The following is a 13393-nucleotide window of genomic DNA, read 5'->3' as shown; positions in this document are numbered from 1 at the left end:
CGCCCGGAAAATGAGATTGCGGGAAATCCGCAGGGGTTTGAAGCGAATGGCAAAGCTCAAGGTCGACGGGAAAGAGATCACTGTACCCGACCACTACACGCTGCTGCAGGCGGCGGAAGACGCGGGCGCGGAAGTGCCGCGCTTCTGCTTCCACGAGCGGCTGTCGATCGCCGGCAATTGCCGCATGTGCCTGATCGAGGTGAAAGGCGGGCCACCCAAGCCGCAGGCCTCCTGCGCCATGGGCGTGCGCGACCTGCGCCCCGGCCCCAATGGCGAGCCGCCGGAAATCTTCACCAACACGCCGATGGTCAAGAAGGCCCGGGAAGGCGTGATGGAATTCCTGCTGATCAACCATCCGCTGGACTGCCCGATCTGCGACCAGGGCGGCGAGTGCGACCTGCAGGACCAGGCGATGGCCTTCGGCGTCGATTCCTCGCGCTATCACGAGAACAAGCGGGCGGTCGAAGACAAGTATATCGGCCCGCTGGTCAAGACGGTGATGAACCGTTGCATCCACTGCACGCGCTGCGTCCGCTTCACCACCGAGGTTGCCGGCATTTCCGAGCTCGGCCTGATCGGCCGCGGCGAGGACGCCGAAATCACCACCTATCTCGAACAGGCGATGACCTCCGAGCTGCAGGGCAATGTCATCGATCTCTGCCCGGTCGGCGCTTTGACTTCCAAGCCCTTCGCCTTCCAGGCGCGGCCGTGGGAGCTGACCAAGACCGAATCCATCGACGTGATGGATGCGGTCGGCTCGGCGATCCGCATCGATAGCCGTGGCCGCGAAGTGATGCGCATCCTGCCGCGCGTCAACGAGCAGGTGAATGAGGAGTGGATTTCCGACAAGACCCGCTTCATCTGGGACGGCCTGCGCACGCAGCGCCTCGACCGCCCTTATGCGCGCAAGGACGGCAAGCTGGTTCCGGCAAGCTGGGCGGACGCGTTCGCGGCGATCAAGGATGCGGTATCGAAGACGACGCCCGAGAAGATCGGTGCCATTGCCGGCGATCTCGCGGCGGTCGAAGAGATCTACGCCCTGAAGCTCCTGATGGCTTCGCTAGGCTCGAAGAACATCGACTGCCGCCAGGATGGCGCCGCGCTCGACCCGTCGCTCGGACGCGCCAGCTATATCTTCAACCCGACCATCGAAGGCATCGAGCAGGCCGACGCGGTGCTGATCATCGGCGCCAATCCGCGCTTCGAAGCCTCCGTGCTCAATGCCCGCATCCGCAAGCGCTGGCGGGTCGGCAACCTGCCGGTCGGCGTCATCGGCGATGTCGGCGACACGCGCTATGACTACGAATTGCTGGGTGCCGGTCCGGATTCGCTCAAGGATCTGGCCGACGGCAATGGCAAGTTCTTCCAGACGCTGAAGAAGGCGACGCACCCGCTGATCATCGTCGGCCAGGGCGCACTGGCGCGCGCCGATGGCGCGGCGGTGCTCGGCCAGGCGGCCAAGCTCGCCACGGCCGTAAACGCCGCTCGCGCCGACTGGAACGGCTTTGCCGTGCTGCACAATGCGGCGGCGCGCGTCGGCGGCCTCGATCTCGGCTTCGTGCCGGGCGAGGGCGGCAAGGACGTTGCCGGCATGCTGGGCGAAACGGACGTGCTGTTCCTGCTCGGCGCCGACGAGATCGACATGGGCAAAACCGGCGGCGCCTTCGTCGTCTATATCGGCACGCATGGCGATGCGGGCGCCCACCGCGCCAATGTCATCCTGCCGGCCGCGGCCTACACCGAAAAGTCGGCCACCTACGTCAACACCGAAGGGCGCGTGCAGCAGACCAACCGCGCCGGCTTCGCGCCAGGCGACGCGCGCGAGGACTGGGCGATCCTGCGGGCGCTGTCCGACGTTCTGGGCAAGAAACTGCCGTTCGATTCGCTGCCGCAGCTGCGGGCGAAGCTCTATGGCGAATACCCGCATCTGGCCCGCATCGACCAGGTCGCGGCCGGCAATGCCGAGGACATCGCCGGCGTGGCGAAGCTCGGCGGGCGGCTGAACAAGGGCACCTTCACGTCGCCGGTCAAGGATTTCTACCTGACCAACCCGATCGCGCGGGCGTCGGCCGTGATGGCTGAATGCTCGGCACTGGCCAAGAGCGGCTTCAAGCAGGCGGCGGAATAAGCATGGAAACCTTCTTCTCCTTCTACGTGCTGCCGGCGCTGCTGATCCTCTTGAAGTCAGTCGTGCTGATCGTCGTGCTGCTGGTCTTCGTCGCGTATATCCTCTACGCCGACCGCAAGATCTGGGCGGCGGTGCAGCTGCGCCGTGGCCCGAACGTGGTCGGCCCCTGGGGCACGCTGCAGGCTTTCGCCGATCTGTTGAAATTCGTCTTCAAGGAACCGGTCATCCCGTCAGGCGCCAACAAGGGCGTATTCCTTTTGGCGCCGCTGGTGTCGGCCGTGCTGGCGATCTCGGCCTGGGCGGTCATTCCAGTCAACCAGGGCTGGGCGATCGCCAACGTCAATGTCGGCATCCTCTATGTCTTCGCCATCTCCTCGCTCGAGGTCTATGGCGTGATCATGGGCGGCTGGGCGTCCAACTCGAAATATCCGTTCCTCGGCGCGCTGCGCTCGGCCGCGCAGATGGTGTCCTACGAAGTCTCGATCGGGTTCGTCATCGTCACCGTGCTGCTGACAGCCGGCTCGCTCAACCTCAGCGATATCGTGCTGTCGCAGCAGGGCGGGCTTGGCACGAGGCTTGGCCTGCCCAACACCTTCCTCGACTGGAACTGGCTGGCCCTGTTCCCGATGTTCATCATCTTCTTCATCTCGGCGCTGGCCGAGACGAACCGGCCACCCTTCGACCTGGTCGAAGCCGAATCGGAACTGGTCGCCGGCCACATGGTCGAATATTCGTCGACGCCGTTCCTGCTGTTCTTCCTCGGCGAGTATGTCGCCATCGTGCTGATGTGCGCGCTGGCCACCATCCTGTTCCTCGGCGGCTGGCTGCCGCCCTTCGACTTCGCGCCCTTCACCTGGGTGCCCGGCGTCATCTGGTTCGTGCTGAAAGTCTGCTTCGTCTTCTTCGGCATCTCCATGGTGAAGGCCTTCGTGCCGCGCTACCGCTACGACCAGTTGATGCGGCTGGGCTGGAAAGTGTTCCTGCCGATCTCGCTGTTCATGGTGGTCGCCACCGCAGCCTTCCTCAAGATCACGGGGTTTGCGTGATGTCCGCTCTTTCCCAGGCCGCAAAATCGCTGTTGCTGCAGGATTTCGTCAGCGCCTTCTTCCTGTCGATGCGCCAGTTCTTCGCGCCGAAGGAGACGATCAACTATCCGCACGAGAAGGGGCCGACCAGCCCGCGCTTCCGTGGCGAGCACGCGCTGCGCCGCTATCCCAACGGCGAGGAACGCTGCATCGCCTGCAAATTGTGCGAGGCGATCTGCCCGGCGCAGGCCATCACCATCGAGGCCGGCCCGCGCCGCAATGACGGCACGCGCCGCACGGTGCGTTACGACATCGACATGGTGAAGTGCATCTATTGCGGCTTCTGCCAGGAAGCCTGCCCGGTCGACGCCATCGTCGAGGGGCCGAATTTCGAGTTCGCGACGGAGACGCGCGAGGAACTTTACTACGACAAGGACAAGCTGTTGGCGAATGGCGACCGGTGGGAGCGCGAACTGGCGCGCAACATCTCGCTGGACTCGCCCTACCGCTGATATTTGACGCATGGACGGGGCGAGGGGCCTCGTCTAAGGACACAACGAAACTTGCCGACCGGAGGCGGTGGCAAGCAAGATCGGGCAGGACGCAAGCGTCGTGCTCGGACAGGAACCCGGGGGAACCCCAATGCTGAGTGGACTAGAGGCGGCCTTTTTCTACCTCTTCGCCTTTGTCGCCGTGGCGTCGGCGTTCATGGTCATTTCGTCGCGCAACCCCGTGCATTCGGTGCTGTTCCTGATCCTGACCTTCTTCAACGCCGCCGGCCTGTTCATGCTGACCGGCGCCGAGTTCCTGGCGATGATCCTGCTCGTCGTCTATGTCGGCGCGGTCATGGTGCTGTTCCTGTTCGTCGTCATGATGCTCGACGTCGATTTCGCCGAACTGAAGAGCGGCGCGCTGCAGTACGCGCCGATCGGCGCCTTCGTAGGGCTGATTCTGGCAGCGGAACTGATCGTCGTGCTGGGCGGCTACACCTTCGCGCCGCAGCTCGCCTCGACGATCTCGAAACCCATTCCGGATCTCGCCACGCGCTCCAACACGGCCGCGCTCGGCGACATCCTCTATACCGACTACCTCTACTACTTCCAGATTTCGGGCCTCATCCTGCTGGTCGCCATGATCGGCGCCATCGTGCTGACGCTGCGCCACAAGGAAGGGGTCAAGCGGCAGTCGATCGCAGCCCAGGTCGGCCGCACGCCGGCCACCGGCATGGAAATCCGCAAGGTCAAGTCGGGCGAAGGAGTCTGAGATGGTCGTCGGCATCGCACATTATCTGACCGTATCGGCGATCCTGTTCACGCTCGGCGTGTTCGGTATCTTCCTGAACCGCAAGAACGTCATCGTCATCCTGATGTCGGTCGAGCTGATCCTGCTTGCGGTCAACATCAACTTTGTCGCCTTCTCGGCGGCGCTCGGCGATCTGGTCGGCCAGGTGTTCGCACTGTTCGTGCTGACGGTCGCGGCGGCCGAGGCGGCGATCGGACTTGCCATTCTCGTCGTCTTCTTCCGCAACCGCGGCTCGATCGCGGTCGAAGACGTGAACATGATGAAGGGTTGACGGAACCACCATGTATCAGGCCATCGTCTTCCTTCCACTGCTCGGCTTCCTGATCGTCGGCCTGTTCGGCACGTCGCTCGGCGCCAAGGCGTCCGAATACATCACCTCCGGCTTCCTGGTGATTTCGGCTGTTCTGTCGTGGGTTGCCTTCTTCAGCGTCGGCTTCGGCCATGGCGAGGTGTTCACCGTGCCGGTGCTGCACTGGATCCAGTCCGGCGGGCTGGACGTCTCCTGGGCGCTGCGCATCGACACGCTGACGGTGGTGATGCTGGTGGTGGTCAACACCGTGTCGGCGCTGGTCCACATCTATTCGATCGGCTACATGCACCACGATCCGAACCGGCCGCGCTTCTTCGCCTATCTGTCGCTGTTCACCTTCGCCATGCTGATGCTGGTGACGGCGGACAATCTGGTGCAGATGTTCTTCGGCTGGGAAGGGGTCGGCCTGGCGTCCTACCTGCTGATCGGCTTCTGGTACAAGAAGCCCTCGGCCAATGCCGCGGCCATCAAGGCCTTCGTTGTCAACCGCGTCGGCGATTTCGGCTTCGCGCTCGGCATCTTCGGCGTCTTCGTGCTGTTCGGCTCGGTCAATCTCGGCACCATCTTCGCCAACGCGGCAACGTTCATTCCGGCTGAAGGCGCCCCGCAAGGTGCCGCCGTGCTGACCTTCCTCGGCCATGCTCTGGACAAGCAGTCGGCAATGACCGTCGTCTGCCTGCTCCTGTTCATGGGCGCCATGGGCAAGTCGGCGCAGGTGCCGCTGCACACCTGGCTGCCGGACGCCATGGAAGGCCCGACGCCGGTCTCCGCGCTGATCCACGCCGCCACCATGGTGACGGCGGGCGTGTTCATGCTGGCGCGGTTGTCGCCCCTGTTCGAGCTGTCGCATTCGGCGCTGACGGTGGTGACCTTCATCGGCGCCTTCACCGCCTTCTTCGCGGCGACCGTCGGCCTGGTCCAGAACGACATCAAGCGTGTCATCGCCTATTCGACCTGCTCGCAGCTCGGCTACATGTTCGTGGCGCTCGGCGTCGGCGCCTATGGCGCGGCGATCTTCCACCTGTTCACGCACGCCTTTTTCAAGGCGCTGCTGTTCCTCGGTTCGGGCTCGGTCATCCACGCCGTCTCCGACGAGCAGGACATGCGCAAGATGGGCGGCCTGCGGTCACTGATCCCGACAACCTACTGGATGATGGTGATCGGCACGCTGGCGCTGACCGGCGTCGGCATTCCGGTGACCGTCATCGGCACAGCCGGTTTCTTCTCCAAGGACGCCATCATCGAGAGCGCCTTTGCCGGCCACAATTCGGTCGCCGGCCTTGCCTTCGTGCTGCTGGTCATCGCCGCGTGCTTCACCTCCTTCTATTCCTGGCGGCTGATCTTCATGACCTTCCACGGCAAGCCGCGGGCGAGCCACGAGGTGATGCACCATGTGCATGAATCGCCGCCGGTGATGCTGGTGCCGTTGTTCGTGCTGGCCGCCGGCGCGCTGTTTGCCGGCATCATCTTCCACAATTCGTTCATCGGCGAAGGCTATGCCGAGTTCTGGAAGGCTTCGCTGTTCACGCTGCCGGACAACCACATCCTGCACGAGATCCATGAACTGCCGCTGTGGGTCGAGCTCTCGCCCTTCATCGCCATGCTGATCGGTTTCGCGCTGGCCTGGAAGTTCTACATCCGCTCGCCGGAAATGCCCGTCAATCTCGCCGCGCGGCATCGCGGGCTCTATGCCTTCCTGCTCAACAAGTGGTATTTCGACGAGCTCTACGACTTCCTGTTCGTGCGGCCGGCCAAGCGCCTCGGCCATTTCCTGTGGAAGACCGGTGATGGCACCATCATCGATGGCCTGGGGCCGGACGGCATTTCGGCGCGCGTCGTCGATGTCACCAACCGCGTCGTCAAGCTGCAGACCGGCTACCTCTACCATTATGCCTTCGCCATGCTGATCGGCGTTGCCGCACTCGTCACCTGGATGATGCTCTGATGACCGCCTGGCCAATCCTCTCGCTGGTCACCTTCCTGCCGCTGGTTGGTGCGCTGCTGATCCTGTTCATCAACGATGACAGCGAAAACGCACGCCGCAACATCCGCGCCATTGCGCTGTTGACCACGACGTTCACGTTCATCATCTCGCTGTTCATCTGGACCGGCTTCGACAATTCGCAGGCGGGCTTCCAGTTCGTCGAAAAGGTCGCGTGGCTCGACTCCGGCATCTCCTACCACATGGGCGTCGACGGCATTTCGATGCTGTTCGTCATCCTGACGACCTTCCTGATGCCGCTGTGCATCCTGGCGTCGTGGGAATCGATCGAGAAGCGCGTCAAGGCCTACATGATCGCCTTCCTGCTGCTCGAGACGCTGATGATCGGCGTGTTCTGCGCGCTCGATATCGTGCTGTTCTACGTCTTCTTCGAGGCCGGCCTGATCCCGATGTTCATCATCATCGGCGTCTGGGGCGGCAAGCGGCGCGTCTACGCCTCGTTCAAGTTCTTCCTCTACACGCTCGCCGGCTCGGTGCTGATGCTGCTCGCCATCATGGCGATGTTCTATCAGTCCGGCACCACCGACATCCCGACGCTGTTGACCCACAACTTCCCGGCCAACATGCAGACCTGGCTATGGCTCGCCTTCTTCGCATCCTTCGCAGTGAAGATGCCGATGTGGCCGGTGCACACCTGGCTGCCGGATGCACACGTCGAGGCGCCAACCGCCGGTTCGGTCATCCTGGCCGGTATTCTCCTGAAAATGGGCGGGTACGGCTTCCTGCGCTTCTCCCTGCCGATGTTCCCGCTGGCATCCGAAATGTTCGCGCCGCTGGTCTTCACGCTCTCGGTCGTCGCCATCATCTACACCTCGCTGGTGGCGCTGATGCAGGAGGACATGAAGAAGCTGATCGCCTATTCGTCGGTTGCCCATATGGGCTTCGTCACCATGGGCATCTTCGCCATGAACCAGGAAGGCGTTCAGGGCGCGATCTTCCAGATGCTCAGCCACGGCCTCGTCTCGGGCGCGCTGTTCCTGTGCGTCGGCGTCATCTACGACCGCATGCACACGCGTGAGATCGATGCCTATGGCGGCCTGGTCAACAACATGCCGAAATACGCCACCGTGTTCCTGATCTTCACCATGGCCAATGTCGGCCTGCCGGGCACATCAGGCTTCATCGGCGAGTTCCTGACCATGCTGGGCGTGTTCCGGGTCAACACGTGGGTGGCATTCTTCGCCGCTACCGGCGTCATCCTGTCGGCGGCCTACGCGCTGTGGCTCTACCGCCGGGTGATCTTCGGCGCGCTGACCAAGGACAGCCTGAAGGGGTTGCTCGATCTTTCGGCGCGCGAGAAGGTCATCATCTACCCGCTGGTCGTGCTGGTCATCTTCTTCGGCGTCTATCCCGCTCCCGTCTTCGACGCGACGGCCCAATCGGTCAAGTCGCTCGTCACCAATGTCACCGCATCCATCGGCGCCGCGCAGACCGCGGCGGCGAACTGACCCAGGGGTTTTGCGAACCATGACGCCGGACCTTCTCTCCAGCCTGTCGCTCTCGACGCCCGAGCTGATCCTTGCCATCGGCGCGCTCGCGCTGCTGATGGTCGGGGCCTATTCGCGCTCCAACACCGCCAATACGGTGAGCGGCCTTGCGGTCGCCGTTCTGGTTATCGCAGGCGTCTGGCTGATCTTCCGGACCGGGCAGGGCAACGCCTATGGCAATGCCTTCATCCAGGATCCCTTCGCTCGCTTCATGAAGGTGCTGTCGCTGGTCGGCTCGGCGGTGACGCTGATCATGTCGATGCGCTTTGCCAAGGCGGAGCGTTTCGACAAGTTCGAGTATCCGGTGCTGATCCTGCTGTGCACGCTGGGCATGATGCTGATGATCTCGGCCAACGGCATGATCGGGCTCTATCTCGGCCTCGAGCTGCAGTCACTGGCGATCTACGTGCTGGCGGCGATCAACCGCGACAATCTGCGTTCGACCGAGGCCGGCCTGAAATACTTCGTCCTCGGCGCGCTGTCGTCGGGCATGCTGCTGTATGGCATCAGCCTGGTCTATGGCTATACCGGCAACACCGGCTTCCAGGAAATCGCCACGGCGCTGGGCAGCGGCGAGCGCCAGCTGGGCCTCGTCTTCGGTCTGGTCTTCGTGCTGGCCGGCCTTGCCTTCAAGATCTCGGCGGTGCCGTTCCACATGTGGACGCCCGACGTCTATGAAGGCGCGCCGACACCGGTGACCGCGTTCCTGGCGGCGGCCCCCAAGATGGCGGCGATGGCGCTGATCGTGCGCGTCACCATGGGCGCGTTCAAGCCGATCGCCGCCGACTGGCAGCAGATCATCGTCTTCATCTCGATCGCCTCGATGGCGCTCGGCGCCTTTGCCGCGATCGGCCAGACCAACATCAAGCGGCTGATGGCCTATTCCTCGATCGGCCATATGGGCTACGCGCTGGTCGGCCTTGCCGCCAACAGCCAGGCCGGCGTGCGTGGCGTCGCCATCTACATGCTGATCTACCTGGTGATGACGCTGGGCACCTTCGCCTTCATCCTCGCCATGCGGCGCAAGGAAGGCAATGTCGAACAGATCAGCGACCTGGCCGGCCTAGCCTCGACCAACCCGGTCATGGCGACCATCCTGACCATCCTGATGTTCTCGCTGGCCGGCATCCCGCCGCTCGCCGGCTTCTGGGGGAAGTGGTACGTCTTCCTCGCCGCCATCAACGCCAACCTCTACGCGCTGGCGATCATCGGCGTGCTGGCCTCGGTGGTGGGCGCTTACTACTATCTGCGCATCATCAAGATCATGTGGTTCGACGAACCGGTCGGCGGCTTCGTCCCCATGGCCAGCGAATTGCGCCTCGTGCTCGGCGTCTCCGGCGCCTTCGTGCTGTTCTATGTGCTGATCGGCGGGCCGATCGGCACCTATGCCGAAGCCGCCGCCAAGACATTTTTCTGACGGGATGGCATTTCGGCTGGCTCCAACCTCGGCGTCGGAAGGCTTCCGGCTCGAGGCCCATGACAGCGTCGGCTCCACCAATACGGTGGCGCTGGACCACGCCCGGGCAGGTGACCCGGGCAAGCTGTGGGTCGTTTCCAAAAAGCAGGAAAGCGGGCGTGGCCGGCGCGGCCGCGCCTGGGTCTCGCCCGAAGGCAATCTGGCAGCGACCCTGCTTGTCATCACCGGCGGTGAACTTCGCCTTGCCGCGACGTTGGGTTTCGTCGCCGGTCTGTCGCTCGCCGATGCACTGGATGCCGTGGTGCCGAAAGGCCGCATCGCCATCGGACTTGATGGCGCAAGCCAGGGACAAAACCGTTTCGAGTTGAAATGGCCGAACGACGTTCTGGCCTCCGGCGCCAAGCTGGCCGGCATCCTGCTGGAGTCGGCGATGCTGGACGGCGGCCGTTTCGCCGTGGCGGTGGGCATCGGCGTCAATGTGGTGGCGCATCCCACGGATTTGCCGTATCCCGCGACATCACTCCAAGCGCTCGGCGCGACATGCGATGCCGAAACGCTGTTCCTGGCGCTGTCGGATGCCTGGAGCGAGAATGCCCGCCTGTGGGATGAGGGGCGCGGACTTTCAGCCATCAGGAGACGCTGGCTGGCGCGCGCGGCGGGACTCGGCGGCGAGGTTGCTGTCAGAATTGACGGTAATGTGGTGCGTGGGGTGTTCGAGACCATTGACGAGGATTGCCGTTTCGTGATCCGCGACGATGAAGGGGCGGTTCTGACGATCGCTGCCGGCGATGTGCATTTCGGCGCGGTGGCTTCCGCCGGGGTATAGTTTGTCCTTGCGCAATTCCGGACGGAAAATCGTTAGACGCTTTTCCTGGAATTGCTTTAACGGCTTGGCCTGAGGGCCAGGAAGGGAAAAATCATGGCGAAAGCGGAAAACGCCGAACTCGTCTTCGTGCCGCTCGGCGGCGTCGGCGAGATCGGTATGAACTTCGCCCTCTACGGCTACGGCCCCCCGAGCGCGCGCGAATGGATTGTCATCGATGTCGGTGTCACCTTTCCGGACGCGGCGCATCCGGGCGTCGACCTGATCCTGCCCGACACGCGCTTCATAGAGGAGAACCTCGCCAATCTGCGCGGCATCATCATCACACACGCGCATGAGGATCATTATGGTGCGCTGCTCGACATCTGGCCGAAGCTGAAAGCGCCCGTATGGATGACGCCGTTCAGCGCCGGGCTGCTGGAAGCCAAGCGCCAGGGCGAGCAGGGGGCGGCCAAGATCCCGCTGACGATCTACCGGGCTGGCGAGAAATTCACCGTCGGCCCGTTCGAGATCGAAGCCATCTCGGTGGCGCACTCCATCCCCGAGCCGATGTCGCTGGCCATCACCACGCCAGCCGGTACCGTCATCCACACCGGCGACTGGAAGATCGATCCGGAGCCGACGATCGGACCCAAGACCGACGAGGCGCGTTTCCGCGCCTATGGCGACAAGGGCGTGCTGGCGCTGATCTGCGATTCGACCAATGCGCTGCGCGAAGGCGAATCGCCTTCGGAAGTCGCCGTCGGCGAGGGGCTGAAGGGCGTCATCCAGGCCGCCAAGGGCCGCGTCGCCGTGACCACCTTCTCCTCCAATGTCGGGCGCATCGTTTCCATCGCCAGGGCGGCACGCGATGCCGGCCGCCAATGCCTGGTGCTTGGCCGTTCGCTGAAGCGCGTCATCGATGTCGCCGACGAACTCGGCTATATGGACGGCCTTCCGGAGTTCATCGCCGAGGAGGATTTCGGCTTCATTCCGCGCGAAAACCTGGTCATCATCTGTACCGGCAGCCAAGGCGAGCCGCTGGCGGCACTTGCAAAACTGTCGCGCGACGAGATGAAATCGGTATCGCTGACGGCGGGTGACACGGTGGTGTTTTCCTCGCGCACCATTCCCGGCAATGAAAAGGCGATCCTCGAGATCAAGAACCGCCTTATCGATCTCGGCATCAAGATCATCGAGGACGGCGACGCGCTGGTGCATGTCTCCGGCCACCCCCGGCGCAGCGAGCTGCGCAAGATGTATGAATGGGTGCGCCCACAGATCGGCGTTCCCGTGCACGGCGAGGCGGCGCATCTGGTGGCGCAGGGATCGCTGATGTCGACCTCCGGCATCGGCCAGGTGGCGCAGGTGCGCGACGGCGATATGCTGAGGCTCGCCCCCGGTCCCGCCACCATCATCGACCAGGTGCCGTTCGGCCGCATCTACAAGGACGGCAAGCTGATCGGTACCGACCAGGCGATGGGCATCCGCGACCGGCGCAAATTGTCCTTTGCCGGCCATGTCGCGGTCAATGTCGTGCTGGACGACAAATATGAGCTGGCCGGCGATCCCGACCTGGTCGCCATCGGCGTCGCCGAGGCCGATGCCAGCGGCGAGACGCTCGAAGACCTGATGATCGATGCGGCGGTCGGCGCGGTCGACTCGATTCCCCGTCAGCGCCGGAAAGACCTGGACCTCGTGCAGGAGGCCGTGCGGCGCGCGGTGCGCAGTGCGGCCAACGAAGCCTGGGGCAAGAAGCCGCTGGTGACGGTGTTTGTTACGAGATGAAGGGAGGGGGCAGTAGGAATGCGGTCAGCTCTGATCCGTCTTCCCTATTGCCACACTGCCCTGATACGGAGCATTCCATGCTTGGACGGTTGAACCATGTCGCGCTTGCGGTGCCGGATCTGGCGGCGGCGGTTGCCGCCTACCGCAACACGCTGGGCGCCGAAGTGACGGAGCCGCAGGCTTTGCCGGAGCATGGCGTCACGGTGGTGTTCGTCAATGTCGGCAACACCAAGATCGAATTGCTGGAGCCCTTGGGCGAATGCTCGCCAATCGCGGCGTTCCTTGCGAAGAACCCGTCCGGCGGCATGCACCACCTCTGCTACGAGGTCGACGACATCCTGGCCGCGCGTGATCAGCTCAAGGCCGCTGGCGCTCGCGTGCTGGGCGACGGCAACCCGAAGACCGGTGCCCATGGCAAGCCGGTGCTGTTCCTGCATCCGAAGGATTTCTTCGGCACGCTGATCGAACTGGAGCAATCATGAGCTGGGTTTCGTTCACCGCCCTGTTTTTCGCGACGTGGTGGGTGGTGCTGTTCGCCGTCCTGCCGTTCAGCGTCAGGACACAGGACGACGATCATGACGTGACGCTGGGCACGGTTCCAAGCGCGCCGCGTGGCCCGCACATGCTGCGTGCGGTCATCCGCACCACCATCGCCACGGCGATCCTGATGGGCATTTTTTATGGCCTGACGCATGGCCTGGGATACAGCCTCAACGACATCCCGCACATCGTGCCGGATTTCGGCCAGACACCGGCAAAATAGAGCACCCGGCTAGGGCGCTTCGATACCGTACGAGCCGCAGCGGAAGGGATCGGGACGTCGCCATGCTTGGCGGCTCCATGCTTGCTGACGCAGGGTAAAGTAGCCTGGCAACTCGCCGCGCTAACCAGATGATTGCACAAAAAAAATGCAAGGCACGAGGCCTTGCAATTAAACGCGTCCGATCTGTTTCCGGTTTCCGGCGGCAGCGAGTAACCGCGCCTAGATCGCATCCTCCCAAGACTTTGACCGCGTAGGAGGGCAGATTTTTCTCCGCCCTCTCGGTTATCGCGGCACACTAGCCTAAGCCGAATGAAAATGTCACGAAGAATTTTGCCTCGAAACAGGCATTCTCGTGCTGCACTGCACAAT

Annotated in this window: 12 protein-coding genes; all 12 read left to right on the top strand. The window is 63.4% G+C overall.

Annotated features, from left to right (window positions below):
• Positions 1–46: 46 nt before the first annotated feature.
• Complete coding sequence (gene nuoG, locus AC07SZ_RS07215; RefSeq protein ID WP_172373438.1) at positions 47–2128, top strand: NADH-quinone oxidoreductase subunit NuoG; 2082 nt, start codon at positions 47–49, stop codon at positions 2126–2128.
• Between the two features lie 2 nt (positions 2129–2130).
• Entirely contained in the window at positions 2131–3174 is a 1044-nt protein-coding gene (gene nuoH, locus AC07SZ_RS07210; RefSeq protein ID WP_056572876.1) for an NADH-quinone oxidoreductase subunit NuoH, read from the top strand.
• The gene (gene nuoI, locus AC07SZ_RS07205) at positions 3174–3665 is read left to right on the top strand and encodes an NADH-quinone oxidoreductase subunit NuoI (protein ID WP_023812382.1); all 492 of its coding nucleotides are present in this window, start codon (positions 3174–3176) and stop codon (positions 3663–3665) included. The genes nuoH and nuoI overlap by 1 nt, the downstream gene beginning before the upstream one ends.
• A 130-nt stretch (positions 3666–3795) precedes the next feature.
• Positions 3796–4416: an NADH-quinone oxidoreductase subunit J gene (locus tag AC07SZ_RS07200; protein WP_056572873.1), complete on the top strand. Its 621-nt coding sequence runs from the start codon at positions 3796–3798 to the stop codon at positions 4414–4416.
• 1 nt (position 4417) lies between these two features.
• Positions 4418–4726, top strand: a complete 309-nt coding sequence (nuoK, locus tag AC07SZ_RS07195) for an NADH-quinone oxidoreductase subunit NuoK (protein ID WP_019858930.1) — start codon at positions 4418–4420, stop codon at positions 4724–4726.
• 10 nt (positions 4727–4736) lie between these two features.
• A complete protein-coding gene (nuoL, locus tag AC07SZ_RS07190; RefSeq protein ID WP_056572870.1) occupies positions 4737–6710 on the top strand; it encodes an NADH-quinone oxidoreductase subunit L in 1974 nt (657 codons plus the stop codon).
• Entirely contained in the window at positions 6710–8215 is a 1506-nt protein-coding gene (locus AC07SZ_RS07185; protein WP_056572867.1) for an NADH-quinone oxidoreductase subunit M, read from the top strand. The genes nuoL and AC07SZ_RS07185 overlap by 1 nt, the downstream gene beginning before the upstream one ends.
• 19 nt (positions 8216–8234) lie before the next feature.
• Complete coding sequence (nuoN, locus tag AC07SZ_RS07180) at positions 8235–9671, top strand: NADH-quinone oxidoreductase subunit NuoN (RefSeq protein WP_494913833.1); 1437 nt, start codon at positions 8235–8237, stop codon at positions 9669–9671.
• A gap of 4 nt (positions 9672–9675) precedes the next feature.
• On the top strand, positions 9676–10497 hold the full coding sequence (locus AC07SZ_RS07175) for a biotin--[acetyl-CoA-carboxylase] ligase (RefSeq protein ID WP_056572862.1): 822 nt from the start codon (positions 9676–9678) through the stop codon (positions 10495–10497).
• Between the two features lie 93 nt (positions 10498–10590).
• Positions 10591–12261, top strand: coding sequence for a ribonuclease J (locus tag AC07SZ_RS07170; RefSeq protein WP_494913832.1), 1671 nt, complete (start codon positions 10591–10593; stop codon positions 12259–12261).
• 77 nt (positions 12262–12338) lie between these two features.
• Complete coding sequence (gene mce, locus AC07SZ_RS07165) at positions 12339–12743, top strand: methylmalonyl-CoA epimerase (protein WP_056572855.1); 405 nt, start codon at positions 12339–12341, stop codon at positions 12741–12743.
• Complete coding sequence (locus AC07SZ_RS07160) at positions 12740–13024, top strand: DUF1467 family protein (protein ID WP_010910093.1); 285 nt, start codon at positions 12740–12742, stop codon at positions 13022–13024. Before mce ends, AC07SZ_RS07160 begins: the two co-directional genes overlap by 4 nt.
• Positions 13025–13393: the final 369 nt, after the last annotated feature.

This window comes from Mesorhizobium sp. GW821-FHT07A06 (assembly GCF_059419085.1).
Note: the sequence above shows the minus strand (reverse complement) of the source record. Positions and strands in the feature narration are given on the sequence as shown.

Excerpts from the sequence above, each read along its gene's own strand:
- nuoI (WP_023812382.1), top strand. The coding sequence starts at position 3,174 with ATGTCCGCTCTTTCCCAGGCCGCAAAATCGCTGTTGCTGCAGGATTTC.
- nuoN (WP_494913833.1), top strand. The coding sequence starts at position 8,235 with ATGACGCCGGACCTTCTCTCCAGCCTGTCGCTCTCGACGCCCGAGCTG.
- nuoH (WP_056572876.1), top strand. The coding sequence starts at position 2,131 with ATGGAAACCTTCTTCTCCTTCTACGTGCTGCCGGCGCTGCTGATCCTC.
- AC07SZ_RS07160 (WP_010910093.1), top strand. The coding sequence starts at position 12,740 with ATGAGCTGGGTTTCGTTCACCGCCCTGTTTTTCGCGACGTGGTGGGTG.
- AC07SZ_RS07185 (WP_056572867.1), top strand. The coding sequence starts at position 6,710 with ATGACCGCCTGGCCAATCCTCTCGCTGGTCACCTTCCTGCCGCTGGTT.
- mce (WP_056572855.1), top strand. The coding sequence starts at position 12,339 with ATGCTTGGACGGTTGAACCATGTCGCGCTTGCGGTGCCGGATCTGGCG.
- nuoL (WP_056572870.1), top strand. The coding sequence starts at position 4,737 with ATGTATCAGGCCATCGTCTTCCTTCCACTGCTCGGCTTCCTGATCGTC.
- nuoG (WP_172373438.1), top strand. The coding sequence starts at position 47 with ATGGCAAAGCTCAAGGTCGACGGGAAAGAGATCACTGTACCCGACCAC.
- AC07SZ_RS07200 (WP_056572873.1), top strand. The coding sequence starts at position 3,796 with ATGCTGAGTGGACTAGAGGCGGCCTTTTTCTACCTCTTCGCCTTTGTC.
- nuoK (WP_019858930.1), top strand. The coding sequence starts at position 4,418 with ATGGTCGTCGGCATCGCACATTATCTGACCGTATCGGCGATCCTGTTC.
- AC07SZ_RS07170 (WP_494913832.1), top strand. The coding sequence starts at position 10,591 with ATGGCGAAAGCGGAAAACGCCGAACTCGTCTTCGTGCCGCTCGGCGGC.
- AC07SZ_RS07175 (WP_056572862.1), top strand. The coding sequence starts at position 9,676 with ATGGCATTTCGGCTGGCTCCAACCTCGGCGTCGGAAGGCTTCCGGCTC.